Source organism: Acidobacteriota bacterium (assembly GCA_022340665.1).
GTDB lineage: Bacteria > Acidobacteriota > Thermoanaerobaculia > Thermoanaerobaculales > Sulfomarinibacteraceae > Sulfomarinibacter.
The window spans coordinates 1-16,222 of sequence record JAJDNM010000076.1 but is presented as its reverse complement, the minus strand read 5'-3'; the positions used below and the strand labels follow the sequence as shown (position 1 = coordinate 16,222).

Genomic DNA, 16,222 nt, shown 5'->3' with positions numbered 1-16,222 from the left:
ATAATCAATTGATGGCTTGCCTTCCCCGGATTGCATCTCAGTCAGGAGCTGTCCAGTGAGAATCGGTGCGGTGGTGGTGAGCCATAACTCAGCCGAAGACCTCCCGCTCTGCATCGAGGCGCTTCTCAGGGCTGATGGCCTCGAACAGGTAGTCGTAGTGGACAACGCTTCCGAAGACAACTCCCGGGAGTTCGTTCGGGAATTCGACGATCCTCGGGTGAAGCTAGTCGTCGAGGAGCCCAACAGCGGATTTGCCGGGGGATGCAACCGTGGCTTTCGAGAAATCGGTGGTGAGTGTGAGCATCTCGCCTTCCTCAACCCGGACGTGGTCATTGCTTCAGATTGTCTCGAAAAAGCCGTTGCCGAATTGGAGGCGGACCCCACCCTGGCTTGTGTCGCGCCGCTCCTGATGCGAAGCAATGACCGGACCGTAGACACCGTGGGTCAACGCCTGAAGCCGTGGAATCTGGAGGTGGAAGACCTAGGTTACGGGCAACCCCCGACTCGCGATCTTCTCAGGGCGACGGACGTGTTGTCCGCCTGCGGTGCGCTGGCCGTCTTTCGCCGCGACGCGCTGGAGTCGGTAGCAGAAGAACACGGTCCGTGGGCACAGCACTTCTTTTGCTTCTGGGAGGACCTGGAGCTCGGTTGGCGACTTGTCAACTCGGGCTGGCGAATTCGGAGCTGCCCCGAAGCCGTGGGAACCCACCGCCGTGGGGCGGGCGCTTCAACAGGGGGAGGTCCGCTCCGTTGGCGGCGTCCTCCGGCCCTCGAGGCCCACATTCTTTCGAATCGCTGGATGACGCTGATCCGCCATCTCCACCCTCTTGATCTTCTGATGCGCCTCCCCCTACTCTTGATATGGGATTCGAGTGTTACGGTGGCGGGCGTTTTGCGTCGGCCGTCGCTCCTTGGGCACCTGCGCCGGCGGTGGCCGATGGTGATGCGCGAGTGGAGGAAGCCGAACAAATCCGGCCGACGGAGGTTGCACGAGCTGCCATGACGATTCGCCTCATCCTCGGTTTCGTGCTCGCCTACCTCCTCGCTTTGGTCGGGACACCGATGGCACGAGAAGCGGCCCTCCGATTCGGAGTGGTCGACCGGCCTGACGGTGCTCTCAAGAAACACCGAGAGCCGGTGGCCTACCTCGGAGGGCTGGCCGTTTTCATAGCCTTCCTCCTCTCTATCGGGATGACCTTCGAATTCGACCAGGACTTGCTGGCCCTGTTGCTTGCCTCGACCATCGTCATGACGGTCGGCCTGATCGACGACTTCGGTGCGTTGACGCCGAAACCGAAGGTCATTGGCCAGGTCGTGGCGGTCTTCGTGCTCATCAAGTCAGGCATCATGGTCCAGGTCGCGATCATGCCGTGGTGGCTGCAGCTCGTGGTTACCGTGGTGTGGTTGGTCGGGCTCTCCAACGCATTCAATCTGGTCGATATCATGGACGGCCTGGCGAGCGGTTTGGGAGTCATATCCGCCACTTTCCTGCTGGTGGTGGCGCTGCTCAACGGCCGCCTCATGGTGGCCGCGTTTACGGTCGCATTGATCGGCGCACTGCTCGGTTTCCTCCGCTCGAACTTCTATCCCGCAACGATTTATCTCGGTGACTGCGGGAGCTTGTTCCTCGGGCTCACGCTCGGCGCGCTGGCGATGGTGATGGATTACACACAAAACAACCCCGTCGGCTGGTTGGCGCCGCTCTACATCCTCGCCGTGCCCATCATCGACACCGCCTACGTGGTGGTGCTGAGAATCAAGTCGGGGCGCAAGATTTACTACGGGAGCCCGGACCACTTCCCACTTCGGGTACGCAAGCGCCTCGACGACTGGACCGCCGGAACAGTGGTCGTCAGCTATGCGGTTGCGGTTGTCTTCGGAGCCATCGGCCTGGTGGTGCTCTACCTCGATCCGATGACCACGCTCGTGCTGACGGGCATCGTCGGCGTCGCCACAGCCGGCCTTCTGGTCTGGCTGGCAATGGTGCCGATGGAGTCGTGATGGAGAGGACGCTGATTCTCGGTGGTGGCCTCACGGGTCTGGTGGCCGCGGAGCAGCTGGAGCGATCGGGGTCGCCACCGATAGTGCTGGAGCGCGAGAACGAGCCGGGTGGTGCATGCCGAAGCATCGCCGATCAGGGTTATGTCTTCGATTACACCGGCCACCTGTTGCACGTGGCGCGCCAGGAAACGGCGGATTATCTGGAGGCGATCGGCCTGTGGTCCCAACTGGGGATCCATGAGCGGAAGGCAGCGGTCGTCATCGGTGGCCGGTCTACCCCCTATCCGGTACAGATCAACACCCACGGCCTCGCACCCGAGGTGCGTCGCGACTGCCTGCTCGGATTCATCCGCGCGTGGTCGGAGGAGCCGGCCGATGAACCGGCCGATTTCGAAAAGTGGGTTCTCGGGAGGTTCGGAGCAGGCCTCGCCGAGCATTTCTTCTTTCCCTACAACTCGAAGCTGTATCGTGCTCGCCCCGACGAGCTGAGCCTCGACTGGGTTGGTCGCTACGTTCCGAAACCGAGGCTGGAGGACGTGGTCAACGGCGCCCTCGGCCTGCACGACGAAGATGTCGGCTATAACGCCACCTTTCGCTATCCGAAAAAGGGCGGCATCGATCTGCTGCCAAGCACGATTGCGGAGCGAGTGACGGATCTCCGGCTCGAGCATGAGGTCGTTCGGGTCCATCTCGGGGAAAGGTGGGTGGAGATTGCGGATGGAGAGCGCGTGGGGTGGAAGAAGACCGTGTCGACCATATCGCTCCCAGCCCTCGTCGATCTCGTTAGCGATACGCTGCCGGAAGAAGTGGCCGCCGCCAGACGAGCCCTGAGATGGGTGCGAGTCGTCAATTTCGCGCTCGGTGTCGCGGGACCGGCTCCGTCGGAACAGCATTGGCTCTACTTCCCGGATTCCGAGCTTCCCTTCTACCGGGTGGGATTTCCTTCGAATCACGGGGATCTCGCACCTCACGGCTGTCACACAGTTTCGTTGGAAATGAGCCTGGATCCGGATGAGGGCGACGTCGTGTCTCTCGCCGAGAAAGCGCAGAAGGCGCTGGCAGAAGTTGGCCTGCTCGACGAGAGCGCTCTTCAGGTGCGAAGAATCACGGTCCTCGACCCCGCCTATGTTGTCTTCGACCACTCTCGACGTGAGGCGGTGGCGCAGCTGAGGAGCTTCTTCCGAAAGTACGATGTAACCCTCTCGGGACGATGGGCCGAGTGGAAATACTCGGCGATGGAAGATGCGATTCTCGATGGCATGTCGGCGGCCCGTCGGCTGGCGGCGGCTGAGTAGACGGTGGACGGTCCCGCAGTGACTGATCGCATCAGGGTCCTGCTCGCCATCACCCGGCTCGAGTTGGGCGGCGCGCAGCGAGTGGTGCTGCACACGGCCAGGGCCCTCGATCGAAAGGTGTTCGATGTCGCGCTGGCCTGGGGCCCCGGGGATCTTCTCGACCAAGAGGCGGCGGAGATTCGCGATCTCACACAATTTCCGATTGATTCTCTTGTCCGGCCGGTCGCGCCCCTTTCAGACATTCGGGCGCTGACCTCCTTGCGCGGCGCGACGCGCTCCTTCCGGCCCCAGGTGATCCATACCCATTCTTCCAAGGCGGGCATTCTGGGCCGGATCGCGGCCCGTCTCGAGGGGGTTCCGGCGGTGCACACCGTCCATGGCTTCGGTTTCACACCGCTCCAATCGACCATGGAACGCATCTCCTTTCGGACTGCCGAGAGGGTCATGTCACGCTTCACCACCAAATTCGTGACGGTTTCCGAGGTCGATCGCAAGCGCGGCATCGACCTGGGGTTGTTCGATGAGGGCAACTCGCAGGTGATCCGAGCCGGCATCGACCTCGCGCAGTTTGCGGGCGCCGCGGGCGGGGACGCAGTGAGACGAAAGCTGGGCGTGCCGGCGGACGCACGGCTGGTGACCCAGGTGGGCAATTTCAAACCGCAGAAGGCGCCGCTGGACTTCGTTCGGGTTGCAGCCTCGGTCCATGAGGGGAATCCAGAGGTGTGGTTCGTGATGGCTGGTGATGGCCCTTTACGGAGGGCCGCCGAGAGCCTCGCGAGGGAGCTCGGGGTCGCGGAGCGCATCGTCTTCAGCGGATGGTGGGACGATGTGGCCGGGCTTCTTGCGGCAACCGATGTTTCGGTGCTGACGTCGCGGCACGAGGGCTTGCCCTGCTCGGTGGTGGAGTCTTTGGCAGCCGGGGTGCCGGTGGTGGTGACCGCGGTCGACGGAACGATCGAGGTGGTACGACCGGACGACAACGGATACCTTGTCGCGGCCGGGGATATCGTGGCCTTGGCCGACGCAGTGACCCGCCTGCTGAGGGATGCGGATCTGAGGGAGCGGATGGGGGCGGCGGCGCGTAGGGGCCTGCAACAGTTCGATCGAGATCTCATGGTGCGGCAACAGGGGGAGCTCTACCGATGGGTGATTTCGAACAACCGTTCGTGATGGCCTTCGCATTCGCTTTCGGGGCGGTCGTGGGGAGCTTTCTCAACGTGATCATTTACAGGCTTCCTCGGGAGATCTCGATCGTGCGCACGCCGCCGTCCTCGTGTCCGGCGTGTTCGACTCCGATCCGGTGGTACGACAACATCCCTCTCATCTCGTGGGTTCTTCTGCGCGGCCGTTGTCGGGAGTGCAAGGCTCCCATCTCTTTTCGCTACCCTCTGGTCGAACTCGTTAGTGGGCTTCTGGCGGTGGCCGCCGTCGCACGCTGGGGCCTCAGTGTGACCGGTTTCGAGGTCGTAATCTTCGCGTGGGTTTCGGTCACGCTTGGTTTGATTGATCTCGACTTCCAGATCCTTCCCGACGTTCTCACCTATCCGTCGATCGTCTTCGGCCTCGTGTGTTCGTTATTGGGTGGCTACACGTGGTGGCTCGATTCGTTGGCAGGGGCTACCGTAGGTGCTTTGCTGCCAATCTTGGTGATTGTCATTTACAAGCTGCTGAGAGGCATCGAGGGGATGGGTTGGGGTGATGTCAAGTACCTTGCTGCCATTGGCTCAGTGGTCGGCCTGCACGGTGTGGTCGGGGTGCTCGTTGTTGCGTCGATCACGGGAGCTCTGGTGGGACTCGGGATGATCGTGGTCGGCCGCGGCTCGGGCAAGACTGCGTTGCCGTTTGGCACCTTTCTGGCCCTGGCAGTCATCCTCTGGCTTTACGCGCCGGCGGCCTGGCTCAGTTACAGCCCCTGGTAGGCGGCCACCAGCGCCTCTTCGAGGCTCCGGTCCTGAGCGGGGAAGACCGTTCTCAGGTCGAGCACCACCTCGTCATCCTCGATGCGAGCAACAACCGGTGGTGTCTGAGCCCGCAGCCTGTCGGCGAGCTCTTGGCCACCGTCGAGGCCGAGGCCATAGCTTGGCAGCGTCTCCTCGGGTGTCGTGCCCCCGCCCAGTGTCGCTCGGGTTGTCCGTCCCCGAACCGGCACACCGCGAGCACGCAGTCTTCGGCCGAGACGGCGTGCACGACCATTGAGGGCATCGATTGGTGTCTCGAGCATGGCGTAGAGAGGGATTTCTTCGAGCCGTCCACTGTGGTGGGCGCGGAGTGTCTCTTCCATCGTCAACAGGGCCATCTTGTCGGGGCGCAGCGCCCGGTAGAGCGGATGGCGGCCAAGCGGCTCGACCCATTCCTCGCGGCCGACAACAACGCCGGCCTGAGGACCGCCGAGCAACTTGTCGCCGGAAAAACAGACCATATCGGCGCCGGCCTCGAGCAATTCCGAGACCGTGTGCTCGTGCGGCAGGCCCCACCGGCTAAGGTCGTGCAGCGCCCCCGAGCCCTGATCGACAACCAGAGGAAGACCGCGCGCGCGCGCCAGGTCCGCCAGATCACCGATCGACGGCTCGGTCGTAAATCCGATGATGCGGAAGTTCGACTGATGGGCCACCAGGATCGCCGCAGTACGCTCGCCGATCGCCGCGGCGTAGTCTCGAAGGTGAGTTCGGTTGGTGCATCCGACCTCGACCAGCTTCGAGCCGGAGGCTTTCATGACGTCGGGCAGACGGAACGACCCGCCGATTTCGATCAGTTGGCCGCGTGAAACGACGACCTCACGGCCCTCTGTATGCGCCTTGAGGATGAGAAACAGTGCTGCGGCGTTATTGTTGACCATGACTGCGGCAGGTGCCCCGCAGACCCGGGCGATGCGGTCGGCCAGGGCTGCCAGTCGTTGACCGCGACGACCCTCACTGACGTCGTACTCGAGGGCGAGGTATGATTTCAAGGATGGTGGGAGGCGTTGCGGGAGCGGCGCCCGACCGAGGTTGGTGTGCAGAAGCACGCCGGTGGCATTGATCACCGCAGGATAGGCGGTGGTTGCACCGGTACGGAGGATGTCGAGGATCTCGGCTTCGAGGGACTCATTGATCGCTTCGGTGCTCTGCCCGGAAACCTCGTCGGAACCGAACCCCTGCCGGAGCCGGTCCACAGCGGCCCGGCACGCTTCCAACACAGGGGCGCGGCCGTACTCGTCGACAGCGGCCCGCAGGGCGGGGAGGTCGAGAAGACGATGGATCGCGGGAATATGCCGATATCCGGATGCCACGGTTGGCATTCTAACGGAGTCGACACGTCCGGGCATTCGACCGGCAGGGAGACACGATGGAGTTGATCGAACAAATCTCGATCCTCGAACGTGCTCTACAGGAACACATCCGGAAGTGGGAAAAGTACTTCTCGGGTGTCGATCGGGTGCCGCCCCAGGACGAAAAGGACCGTATTTACCGTCGTATCAGAAGGCTGGCTGAACAGACGGTCAATCGTCGGGCGGAACAGTTTCGGATTGAACAGCTCCAACACCGCTTCATGACCTATGCCCAGAACTGGGAGCGCATGCTGCGTGAGCGCGAGGAGGGCCGTGCGGCTCAGCAGCCGCGCGCTGACCAGGAGCTTCGTCGGCTGATGGAAACAAACGTCCCCGAGCTCGATACCGTAGACATGACGGAGGAGGCGACGCTCTTCGACCGCTACCGTACCGCCAAGACCGAGCGTGGTCTGGACCTCGGTGTCGACCGGGCCACCTTCGACCGGCAGATTGCCGCGCAGCGAGAAAAAATCGAGAAGCGGCTCGGGCGCAAGGTGCGTTTCGAGGTGCAGATCGAGGGTGATAAGGTCAGGGTCGTAGCAAAGAAGAAAAAGGGGAAGAGATAACATGTCGAATTGTTCGACGCTTTCACGGTTCGCGGCACTGGTTGCGGTGGTGGTGGTTGGCGGATCGACGGCTGTCGGTCTGGCGGTCGCCGACGAACCGATGTTCGTACGCTGGCTGGTGGTTGACGACCCTGGAGACGAAACCATTCGCGACTATTGGGAACGCGCGGAACGCGAGGAGCTGTCTCCCGAGGGGCTGGTGGATCTCGGAACGATGCTCTTTTACCGCGGGTATCCGAAGGATGCTCGGCGGATGTACAAGCGCGCGCTCGACCTCGACTCCGATCTCTACGAGGCATGGTTCCGGATCGGCTTGGTGGAGCACAGCGAGAATCGGCTGTACAACGCGCGGCGAGCGTATAAACGCTGCCTCAAGAAGCTGACCGGGCACGGGTGGTGCAACTTCTACCTCGGGCTGCTCGAGGAACAGACAGGCAACAGCTCGGCCGCCCTTTATCACTACCGCCGGGCGTTCAAGTTCGCGCCGGAGCTGGCCGATCCGAAGTTCAATCCGGAAGTGCTGGCCTCCGATCTCGCTCTCGGATCTCAGCTGGTCGACCTGGACCAACGACGGTTCAAGGGCATGCTGCCGATTCCGTATCTCGAGCCTGCTGAGGTCAACCGTATCAGACGACTCTACGAGCCGACACCGACACCGGAGTGGGAAGAGCCCAGCCCACCTGCTGCGAAAAAGGCTGCGCCGCAACAGGGTGAGGTGCAAAGGGCTCAACCGCAACCGACGCCGGTCCAACCGGTCAGGCCACCACGGCCCCCGGCCCCCCGACGAGTTCCACAGAGGACTCCGGCGGCCACGACGGACAGCGCGAGCGACAGCCCTACGGAGGAAGTGCCGTGGGGGATGCGGCCGATCGGCAACGTGTCGGGTGAGGCTCAATTCGCCCCGTGACAGTTTGAGCCCGGGCTGACAAATTGGAGCTGATTTACACGTTGAAACGGAAGTGGACGACCTCGCCGTCCTGGACGGGATAGGTCTTGCCTTCCAGACGTAGGGCCCCCTGCTGCCGGCAGGCCGAAAGCGATCCGGCTTCGAGCAGGGCGTCACACGGCACCACCTCGGCACGAATGAATCCGCGCTTGATATCCGAGTGGATCACGCCACCGGCCTCGACCGCCGGCGTCTCGGTGCGGATCGACCACGCGCGGCACTCGTCGGAGCCGACCGTGAAGAATGAGATCGATCCAAGCAGTCGGTATGACTCGCGGATCACCCGATCGAGTGCCCGGTCTGTAATGCCGAACTCGGCCATGAAGTCCGCAGCTTCGGACCCCTCAAGCTGGGCGAGCTCACTTTCGAGTTTGGCAGACACGTGGGAGAAGACCATCTGAGGACGATCGGCCCACGCTTTCCACCTTGGGTCCGAAAACGGGTCGTCGGAGACTAGGTTCTCGCTGACATTGAGAAGGACCAGCATCGGTTTGAGCGAGAGGAAGGTAAAACCGCGTAGGATCCTCTCGTCCTGCTGACTGAAAGATTCACCTCGAAGCGGCCTTCCGTCGTCGAGCACCGACCGGCAGTGCTCGAGCACCCCGGCCTCCTGTTCGAGCTCCGCCACCCGGCGCTTCCTGAGGTCGCGGTGGATGCGATCGAGGCGACGTTCGACAACCAGAAGATCCTGGAGAATGAATTCTTCCTCTATGAAATTGAGATCACGGAGAGGGTCGATCGAACCCGTTGGGTGGGCCACCGCGTGATCCGAAAAAGCCCTCAAAACCACCATCAACGCGTCGACCGAACGTAACTCCGGGAGGTTGAACGTCGCTTCCTGACGGTGCTCGTCGGGGATGCCAGGCACGTCCACATAGCGAACCGACGCCGGCGTGGTCTTGTCCGGCTGGTACATTTCGCTGAGCGCTTCGAGCCGGGGGTCTGGAACCCTGGCAATTCCAATCCGAACGCAGCCGTGACCGCAGTTCGGTGCTTGCGGATCCTGACCGGTGAGCAGACCGAACACGGTCGACTTTCCGCTTGCCGCCAGTCCCATGATGCCCACTTCCATCCACGCCTCCAAAGCCAAAGACGACACAAGATATCACAAGAACGTCAAACACAACAGCATTTCGCGGGTTTTGAGCGTTCGCCGCAAGCCAGAAAAGGGACTCTTTCGAGGTGTGAATTCATCCGGTGCCAAATTCCCAAATACGAAGTCCCAAATCCCAAATCTGGGGCTACGTTATCCGATCACCGATTGATGGCGGATCAGCATCGAGGGCGCCGCAATGAATCCGCGGCTGGTCTGGAACCATCGGCGATCGGTGCCGACAGCCTCGATCCGACGGAGCAGTCGGCCGAGACTGCCACGGAGTTCGACTACGGGATGCCAGCCACATACCCTGTGACCGTCCAGCCATACGCCGGACGCGATGATCCGATAGCTGTCGGTGGAGGCCTCGATACTGATCGGTGCGAGCGGACGCAGCAGATACAGCGCGTGGTCTGCTGAACCGAGGAGATCGGCCGCGGCGACACCGTCCCTGGTAACGACCTTCAGATTGGCGATACCGGTCTCCGGGTAATCCCGATATGAAATCCTGAGTGCACCACCGCGTGAAGGTTCACCATGGCGCACGGCGTCCCGGTGGCTCGCGAGGCGGTGGCGCGGCACGCCCTCCTCGACCAGCAGCGTGCGCCGTGCCGGCAGCCCCTCGCCGTCGCACGGACCGGTGACCGGTGCGTCCGGGTCGGTGCGATCGTCTACCAGTGTGAGGGCGGGCGCGGCGAGGGCGCCGTTCCGGTCGATGACCAGAGGCAGTTGATCATCCGTGTCGGCAGTCGAGAGGAAAAAAGGAGAGATGGCAGCCAGCAGCTGGGACGAGACTTCCGGGTGGAGTATGAGATCGCGGAGACCCGAGTCAGTGGTGATCTTACTTTTGGTCAGAAGAGCACGATCCGAGAACTGCGCTGCAGCGGCTTCCAGATCGAAGGCGGCCGGATCAGGAATGTGGATCCAGTCGCGCCATATACCGCTCCGTTCTCCAACGAGTTCGACCTCGACCAGAACCGAGCTCAGAGAGTCCTCGTGACGGGCCACCCACCCATCCGAAGTTGCCAGGATCCAGGCATATGCGCCTTCCTGGATGACCGTTCGACGAAATCGGATATGGCCGTTGCCGAGAGTGGAGACGGCCCTGTCGAGCTCCTCCCCGATGTGACCTGCCCAGCCGGGCGGCGGCTGGGTCCGTGCCGTCCGAACGCTGTTGATACCGAGCATGCGTTCCGGTGGCAGCGGATCGACCGACACCGGCATTTCAGTGGCCATTGCACCTTCTACGGCGCGTCTTGAGGGATCGCTCCCGAGACCCGAGGCGGAAGCGAAGCCGCACCGACCATCCCTGAAGGAACGCACCGCCACGCCGGTCTCGTCGACATTGACAGTCTTGAGGGGGTTGCCGGGTGCGACCTCCACCTCGCGGGTGAGGGAAGCTTTGGCGAAGAACTCCCAGCGGCCGACGGGTCGATAGTCGAGCTCGATCCGAGCAGCTTCGGCTGCGGCATTCAAGCGGTCGACGTAGTCCCGCACACCCATCAAAGGACCTCGAGCCTGTTGACGAGCATGGCGGGAGCCTCGGATCCGGTGGGCAGCGGCACGCCATCCTTGACGCACCATCCCAGCCGCCAATCGGCCACTGGATGGGAGCCGATTCTGGAGTCGATGTTGGCAAGAAGTTCGAGAGCGCTGCCGGTCAACTCGCACGGCGCGAGCGGACGTCGACGACGGCCGTGCCGAACCTCCCAGCCACGCTCGACTCGCACCACGGTCCTCGACGAATTCGGATCCACCATCGCGCCGCCGACGCGAGTGACGACGAGCGCGTGATCGAGACCGCCCTCCAGTTCCTCCGTGAGGCACTCTCCCGGCTTGATGACCAGGTTCGATTGCCGGGTTACCGGTAGTTTGCTCCAGACGGAACGACGTCCGCGCCCGGGAGAGCTATCGAGCCGGGCACTGCCTTCCCGATCGCACAAAAAACCGTTCAGCCGGCCGGATTCCACAAGGGATAGCGGTTTCGCTGCAACTCCCTCGTCATCGTGATCGAAAGAGCCGGGAAGGTCCCTGCGCGTCGGATCGTCGCAGACGTCGAGGGTTGTCGGTGCGATCGTGGCCCCCATGAGCCCTGACAGCGGCGACGCGCCGTTCGCCACGAGGTCCGATTCGACCAGATGCCCGACGAGCTCGTGCAGCAGGGTTCCAGCAGTCCCATCGGTGAACAGCACCGGCAGCTGGGTACCTGCGCTCGGCTCCCACGTCTTCGGTGGTCGTGGCTCGAGAAATTGGGAAAGCCAGTGGGCGAGCTGCGGATGGCCCCACACCGCGAGCAGTGCCACCGGCTGGTCCCCTGTTCGCTCGACGTGAACCAGCGGAGGGGTCGAAATGCCAACCCACCCATCACTTCGGATGACCGCAGCCCGACGACTGATGAAGCGGATGACCGAAGGCGCCGGAGCCACCCGTGAAGCCACCTGTCGCGCCCAATCCAGCCAACCCCGTGGGGAGTTCATCTCTGCGGGCTGTGTCGGCCGCAACGGCGGCAAAGCCACCCGGTCGGCCTGACGACCGAGGAGCTCGCCGAGAAAATGTGGCGAAAGCCCGGTTCGCGCATGCAGGATGGTCCTCGTCGGCGATCGCCAACGAGCTGCCGCTCCCTCGAGCCTGCACCATGCCACATCAAAGTCGTTGCTGGTTCTCGCCGCACGGATCTCGAGTCTTTGCTCGATATAGAGGTCCTCGAACCGGGCACCACCGCCACGCAGTTCGGCGCATCGGTCCGACAGGAGCTGCATCCATTCCGGATCGAGGGGCGTGGCAGCAGGGGTCACCCGGCGCATACATCATGGTAACTGGGCGCGACCGGTCGCGAGACGGACCGGGGTAGAATGCTCTGGGTAAGGGAGGACAGGCATGAGCCGCGATGTTGTCGATCGATTGGAGGAGCGGCTGGCCTCCAACCGCCGTGGTGGTGGAGAGGACAAAATCGACCGCCAGCACAGGCAAGGGAAGTTGACGGCCCGCGAACGGATCGAGCAGTTTCTCGACGAAGGCAGTTTCGAAGAAGTGGATGCTCTGGTCGAGCACGGCTGCACCGATTTCGGCATGGGGGACAGGAAAACCCCGGGCGACGGAGTCGTTGCGGGACACGGACAGGTGCACGGTCGGACGGTGTTCGTTTTTGCACAGGATTTCACCGTGTTCGGCGGCTCGCTGTCCGAGGCCAATGCGGCCAAGATCTGCAAAATCATGGACCTTGCGGTCAAGGTCGGAGCGCCAGTCATCGGCCTCAACGATTCCGGTGGTGCGAGGATCCAGGAAGGCGTCGCCTCGCTGGCCGGCTATGCCGACATTTTCCTTCGAAATACCCTCGCCTCGGGTGTCGTGCCGCAGATTTCCGCCATCATGGGCCCCTGCGCCGGAGGCGCGGTCTACTCACCGGCGATCACCGACTTCGTCTTCATGGTCGAGACCACCTCCTACATGTTCGTCACCGGACCCGAGGTCATCAAGACGGTGACCCACGAGGAGGTCACCAAGGAAAAGCTCGGAGGGGCGATGACCCACAACTCCGTCTCCGGAGTGGCGCATTTTGCCGCCCCCGGCGACACCGAATGCCTGGCGTCCATCCGTCGCCTGCTTTCCTTTCTGCCTTCCAACAACGCCGAGCGGCCGCCGGTGGTGTCTACGGAAGATCCGCTCGATCGAGAGATTCCGGAGCTCGATGACTTCGTGCCCTCGGACCCGAACAAACCCTACGACATCACGAAGCTGATTCGCTGGGCGGCGGACGACGATGAATTCTTCGAGGTCCACCAACACTTCGCCAAGAATATCGTCGTCGGTTTCACCCGGGTTGGGGGGCGCGCGATCGGAGTGATCGCCAACCAGCCGGCCCACCTTGCGGGAGTCCTCGACATCAATGCGTCAATCAAGGGTGCGCGCTTCGTTCGCTTCTGCGATGCCTTCAACATTCCGCTGTGGATCGTCGAGGATGTGCCCGGCTTTCTCCCCGGCACCGAACAGGAGTTCGGCGGCATCATACGTCACGGTGCCAAATTGCTTTTCGCGCTGGCCGAAGCGACCGTGCCGAAAGTTACTGTGATCACCCGAAAGGCATACGGCGGTGCCTATTGTGTGATGGGTTCCAAGCACATCAGGACCGACATCAACTTGGCTTTCCCGACTGCGGAGATCGCGGTGATGGGTGCTCAGGGGGCGGTCAACATCCTCTACCGGGGAGAGATCGAAGGATCCGATGATCCCGAGGCGGAGCGAGCACGCCGGGTCGCGGAATATCAGGAATTGTTCGCCAATCCGTTCGAAGCGGCCGCGAAGGGCTACCTTGACGAGGTCATCAAACCGCGCGCCCTGCGCCGCAAGCTGGCCTCCGCCTTCGCCATGCTGCAGACCAAACGGGATTCGATGCCGGCGAAAAAGCACGCGAATATACCCTTGTAGGAATTAGGAATTAGGAATTAGGAATTGGGAATTGGGAATCAGGAATTGGGAATGACGAACGGCTGCCTGGAAGATTTCGGATTTCGGATTTCGGATTGGGGATTCCCCGACCTTCCCCCCGGCTTCTACACATGAAGCTCCTGATTGCCAACCGGGGGGAGATTGCGGTGCGGATCATCCGCGCCTGCCGCGAGATGGGTATCGGAACCGTCAGTGTCTACTCGGATGTCGACCGGCTCGCGCCACACGTATTGATGGCCGATGCGAGCTACCCGATCGGTCCGGCGCCGGCGGCCCGGAGCTACCTCGACATGGACAAGCTGTTGGCAGCTGCGGATGAGAGTGGCGCCGATCTTCTCCATCCGGGATACGGCTTTCTGGCCGAAAACGCGGACTTCGCGGAAAAGGTCGAAGCGGCCGGGCTGACCTGGGTCGGACCACCGCCCACCGCGATGCGCGTGATGGGGTCGAAGACCGAATCACGCAAGCTTGCTGGCAGAGCCGGAGCGCCGGTCATTCCGGGTCTGATGGAGCCGATCTCCGAAGTTGCAGAGCTGGAAACGTTCGTCGATGAGAATGGTTTGCCGGTTCTGTTGAAGGCGGTTGCCGGGGGTGGCGGAAAGGGTATGCGCGTCGTTTCCGACCGCCGGGAGCTCGCTGCCGCCTATGAGCGCGCGTGCTCCGAGGGACAGGCCTACTTTGGCGATGCCAGAGTCTATGTCGAGCGATTGGTCGAGTCGCCTCGCCACATCGAGGTGCAGGTCGTGGCCGACCGCGAGGGGAATGCGGTCTACGTCGGCGAGCGCGAGTGTTCGATCCAGCGGCGCCACCAGAAAGTGGTCGAAGAGTGCCCTTCGCCGGTCGTCGGGCCCGAGCTTCGGGCCCAATTGGGCGAAGCCGCGCTCGCGATTGTCAACGCTTCGAAGTACTACTCGCTGGGCACGGTGGAGTTCCTGCTCGACCCGGAGGGGGCCTTCTACTTCCTCGAAATGAACACACGTCTGCAGGTCGAGCATCCGATCACCGAAGAGGTCTACGGCGTCGACCTGGTCCAGGAACAGATCAACCTCGCCCTCGGTGAGCCCCTTTCCCTGCGACAGGAGGACCTCGTCCCGCGTGGGCATGCCATCGAGTGCAGGATCTACGCCGAGGACCCGCTGAGAAACTTCGCGCCGTCTCCGGGGCGGATCTCGCTCTGGGTGCGGCCGGGTGGGCCGGGGGTGAGGCTCGATTCCGGTGTCATGGAGTCGAGCGTCGTACCCCTCGATTACGATCCGATGCTGGCCAAGCTCGTTGTGTGGGCGTCCGATCGGGACACGGCACTCAAGCGCCTCCACAGGGCACTTTCCGAGTTTCAGGTGAGTGGCGTTTCGACAACACTCACTCTATTCCGTGCGCTGGTCGAAATGGAAGCGTTCCAAACAGCGGGTTACCACACTGGTTTTCTCGACCAGCTCCTCGCTTCGGGTGACCTCGAGAAGCTGCACGGCGAGCAGGATCCCGAGGCCGAGCGCGCGGCGATGATGGTCGCCGCATGCCTCGCTACCGCCTCGGCGGGCCGCCTGCCCCGGGATCTCTTCGCAGGCGGTCATGAAAGCGATTGGTGGAGGGAAGGATTGCGGGTCCTGCACGGGAGGTTCCCCCGATGAGGTGGGTCGTTCGCGGCGGCGGTTCGTCCGAAGAGATCGATGTCGAGCAGAACGGCATCCAGTTCACGGTCGTATGTGACGGTCGACGACACGATCTCGAGCTCGTTCGCCTCGACGGCGCAGTGGCGTCTCTGCGATTTCCGGATAGTGGACGCAGTTTGCAGATCTCCTATCAGAACGGCGGAAACGGAAACTGGCGCATCGGCGTCAGCCAGAGGGAGTTCGACTTCGAAGTTCTGACCCCAGCGGAAGCGGTGGAAGCGGTGAGCGCCGCGCGAGAAACCGGACCCAGCCGCGTGACAGCGCCGATCCCAGGGAAGGTGGTGTCGGTCAAGGTCAAGCCCGGAGATACGGTCGAGCCAGGACAGTCGCTGGTCGTGCTCGAGGCCATGAAAATGGAAAACGAGCTGGCGGCGGAACAGGCCGGCAAGGTATCAGCGGTCCATGCCCGGGCGGGCGAGACAGTGGATGGCGGTGAGCTCCTGGTCGAGCTCGAATGAGCCGCCACGGGCCCAGGTAACCGCGCAAAGACATTCTGCTTATTTATTTCGACGATCCGATGCAGCGCCGTGTGGCGTGATTCAGCCTGGATGTCACGGTGGTCCAGGCAAAAGAAAAGGCGGTCCATCCTGCATCCAAAGGGACGATCGAATCCAATGACGCGAGATCCAAAATGAAGGGCTAAACTGTTGGGCCAATGATTCTTCGAAGATGCTTGCTCATATTCCTGGCAATAGGTGTTCTTTCACTTGTGGCTGGGCGGGTTGCGGTCGGGCTGGAAATGGGCAAAACCGACGTACCGCCTTCGTGCGTACATGAAATGACCTACGAGCCTTTCGCCGGCCTCATCCTGGTGAAGGTCACTATCGGAGAGTCACAGCCGCTCACTTTCATCGTCGACACTGGTGCCAGCCAGAGTGCGATCAACGACCCATTC

General features: G+C 62.5%; 15 protein-coding genes. 11 read left to right on the top strand and 4 right to left on the bottom strand.

All coding sequences use genetic code 11. The annotated features are described in order from the left end of the window. The first annotated feature begins 55 nt into the window (after positions 1–55). From LJE93_09440 to LJE93_09420, 5 genes are read left to right on the top strand one after another with little or no spacing between them, the layout of a single operon-like run. Entirely contained in the window at positions 56–1,003 is a 948-nt protein-coding gene (locus tag LJE93_09440) for a glycosyltransferase family 2 protein (GenBank protein ID MCG6949119.1), read from the top strand. Further along, on the top strand, positions 1,000–2,001 hold the full coding sequence (locus LJE93_09435) for an undecaprenyl/decaprenyl-phosphate alpha-N-acetylglucosaminyl 1-phosphate transferase (GenBank protein ID MCG6949118.1): 1,002 nt from the start codon (positions 1,000–1,002) through the stop codon (positions 1,999–2,001). The genes LJE93_09440 and LJE93_09435 overlap by 4 nt, the downstream gene beginning before the upstream one ends. After that, on the top strand, positions 2,001–3,296 hold the full coding sequence (locus tag LJE93_09430; protein ID MCG6949117.1) for an FAD-dependent oxidoreductase: 1,296 nt from the start codon (positions 2,001–2,003) through the stop codon (positions 3,294–3,296). Before LJE93_09435 ends, LJE93_09430 begins: the two co-directional genes overlap by 1 nt. An 18-nt stretch (positions 3,297–3,314) precedes the next feature. Beyond that, positions 3,315–4,466 carry a glycosyltransferase family 4 protein gene (locus LJE93_09425; protein ID MCG6949116.1) on the top strand — a complete coding sequence of 384 codons (1,152 nt, stop codon included), beginning with the start codon at positions 3,315–3,317 and terminating at the stop codon, positions 4,464–4,466. Beyond that, positions 4,439–5,215: a prepilin peptidase gene (locus LJE93_09420; GenBank protein MCG6949115.1), complete on the top strand. Its 777-nt coding sequence runs from the start codon at positions 4,439–4,441 to the stop codon at positions 5,213–5,215. The genes LJE93_09425 and LJE93_09420 overlap by 28 nt, the downstream gene beginning before the upstream one ends. Here the strand turns inward: LJE93_09420 and selA are convergent. Beyond that, positions 5,200–6,564: an L-seryl-tRNA(Sec) selenium transferase gene (gene selA, locus LJE93_09415; protein MCG6949114.1), complete on the bottom strand. Its 1,365-nt coding sequence runs from the start codon at positions 6,562–6,564 to the stop codon at positions 5,200–5,202. The genes LJE93_09420 and selA overlap by 16 nt on opposite strands. 56 nt (positions 6,565–6,620) lie before the next feature. Between selA and LJE93_09410 the strand changes: the two genes are divergently transcribed. Both LJE93_09410 and LJE93_09405 read left to right on the top strand, forming a co-directional pair. Then, the gene (locus LJE93_09410; protein MCG6949113.1) at positions 6,621–7,169 is read left to right on the top strand and encodes a hypothetical protein; all 549 of its coding nucleotides are present in this window, start codon (positions 6,621–6,623) and stop codon (positions 7,167–7,169) included. A gap of 1 nt (position 7,170) precedes the next feature. After that, complete coding sequence (locus LJE93_09405; protein MCG6949112.1) at positions 7,171–8,076, top strand: tetratricopeptide repeat protein; 906 nt, start codon at positions 7,171–7,173, stop codon at positions 8,074–8,076. A 34-nt stretch (positions 8,077–8,110) separates the two neighbouring features. Here the strand turns inward: LJE93_09405 and LJE93_09400 are convergent, their stop codons facing one another. The 3 genes from LJE93_09400 to LJE93_09390 all read right to left on the bottom strand — a co-directional run bounded on the left by LJE93_09400 (position 8,111) and on the right by LJE93_09390 (position 12,006). Then, positions 8,111–9,187, bottom strand: a complete 1,077-nt coding sequence (locus tag LJE93_09400) for a YchF family ATPase (protein MCG6949111.1) — start codon at positions 9,185–9,187, stop codon at positions 8,111–8,113. Between the two features lie 174 nt (positions 9,188–9,361). Further along, positions 9,362–10,714 carry a hypothetical protein gene (locus LJE93_09395; GenBank protein ID MCG6949110.1) on the bottom strand — a complete coding sequence of 451 codons (1,353 nt, stop codon included), beginning with the start codon at positions 10,712–10,714 and terminating at the stop codon, positions 9,362–9,364. After that, positions 10,714–12,006 carry a TldD/PmbA family protein gene (locus LJE93_09390; protein MCG6949109.1) on the bottom strand — a complete coding sequence of 431 codons (1,293 nt, stop codon included), beginning with the start codon at positions 12,004–12,006 and terminating at the stop codon, positions 10,714–10,716. The genes LJE93_09395 and LJE93_09390 overlap by 1 nt, the downstream gene beginning before the upstream one ends. Positions 12,007–12,088: 82 nt before the next feature. Between LJE93_09390 and LJE93_09385 the strand changes: the two genes are divergently transcribed. From LJE93_09385 to LJE93_09370, 4 genes are all read left to right on the top strand, one after another. Next, positions 12,089–13,636 (top strand): methylmalonyl-CoA carboxyltransferase, encoded by a 1,548-nt coding sequence (locus LJE93_09385; GenBank protein MCG6949108.1) that lies wholly within the window; start codon positions 12,089–12,091, stop codon positions 13,634–13,636. A 131-nt stretch (positions 13,637–13,767) separates the two neighbouring features. After that, complete coding sequence (locus LJE93_09380; GenBank protein ID MCG6949107.1) at positions 13,768–15,285, top strand: acetyl-CoA carboxylase biotin carboxylase subunit; 1,518 nt, start codon at positions 13,768–13,770, stop codon at positions 15,283–15,285. After that, entirely contained in the window at positions 15,282–15,785 is a 504-nt protein-coding gene (locus tag LJE93_09375; GenBank protein MCG6949106.1) for a biotin/lipoyl-binding protein, read from the top strand. The genes LJE93_09380 and LJE93_09375 overlap by 4 nt, the downstream gene beginning before the upstream one ends. Before the next feature lie 197 nt (positions 15,786–15,982). Beyond that, the coding region (locus LJE93_09370; protein MCG6949105.1) for a hypothetical protein at positions 15,983–16,222 on the top strand (240 nt) is incomplete at its 3' end.

Excerpts from the sequence above, each read along its gene's own strand:
- LJE93_09435 (MCG6949118.1), top strand. The coding sequence starts at position 1,000 with ATGACGATTCGCCTCATCCTCGGTTTCGTGCTCGCCTACCTCCTCGCT.
- LJE93_09430 (MCG6949117.1), top strand. The coding sequence starts at position 2,001 with ATGGAGAGGACGCTGATTCTCGGTGGTGGCCTCACGGGTCTGGTGGCC.
- LJE93_09420 (MCG6949115.1), top strand. The coding sequence starts at position 4,439 with ATGGGTGATTTCGAACAACCGTTCGTGATGGCCTTCGCATTCGCTTTC.
- LJE93_09410 (MCG6949113.1), top strand. The coding sequence starts at position 6,621 with ATGGAGTTGATCGAACAAATCTCGATCCTCGAACGTGCTCTACAGGAA.
- LJE93_09405 (MCG6949112.1), top strand. The coding sequence starts at position 7,171 with ATGTCGAATTGTTCGACGCTTTCACGGTTCGCGGCACTGGTTGCGGTG.
- LJE93_09400 (MCG6949111.1), bottom strand. The coding sequence starts at position 9,187 with ATGGAAGTGGGCATCATGGGACTGGCGGCAAGCGGAAAGTCGACCGTG.
- LJE93_09395 (MCG6949110.1), bottom strand. The coding sequence starts at position 10,714 with ATGGGTGTGCGGGACTACGTCGACCGCTTGAATGCCGCAGCCGAAGCT.
- LJE93_09385 (MCG6949108.1), top strand. The coding sequence starts at position 12,089 with ATGAGCCGCGATGTTGTCGATCGATTGGAGGAGCGGCTGGCCTCCAAC.
- LJE93_09380 (MCG6949107.1), top strand. The coding sequence starts at position 13,768 with ATGAAGCTCCTGATTGCCAACCGGGGGGAGATTGCGGTGCGGATCATC.
- LJE93_09375 (MCG6949106.1), top strand. The coding sequence starts at position 15,282 with ATGAGGTGGGTCGTTCGCGGCGGCGGTTCGTCCGAAGAGATCGATGTC.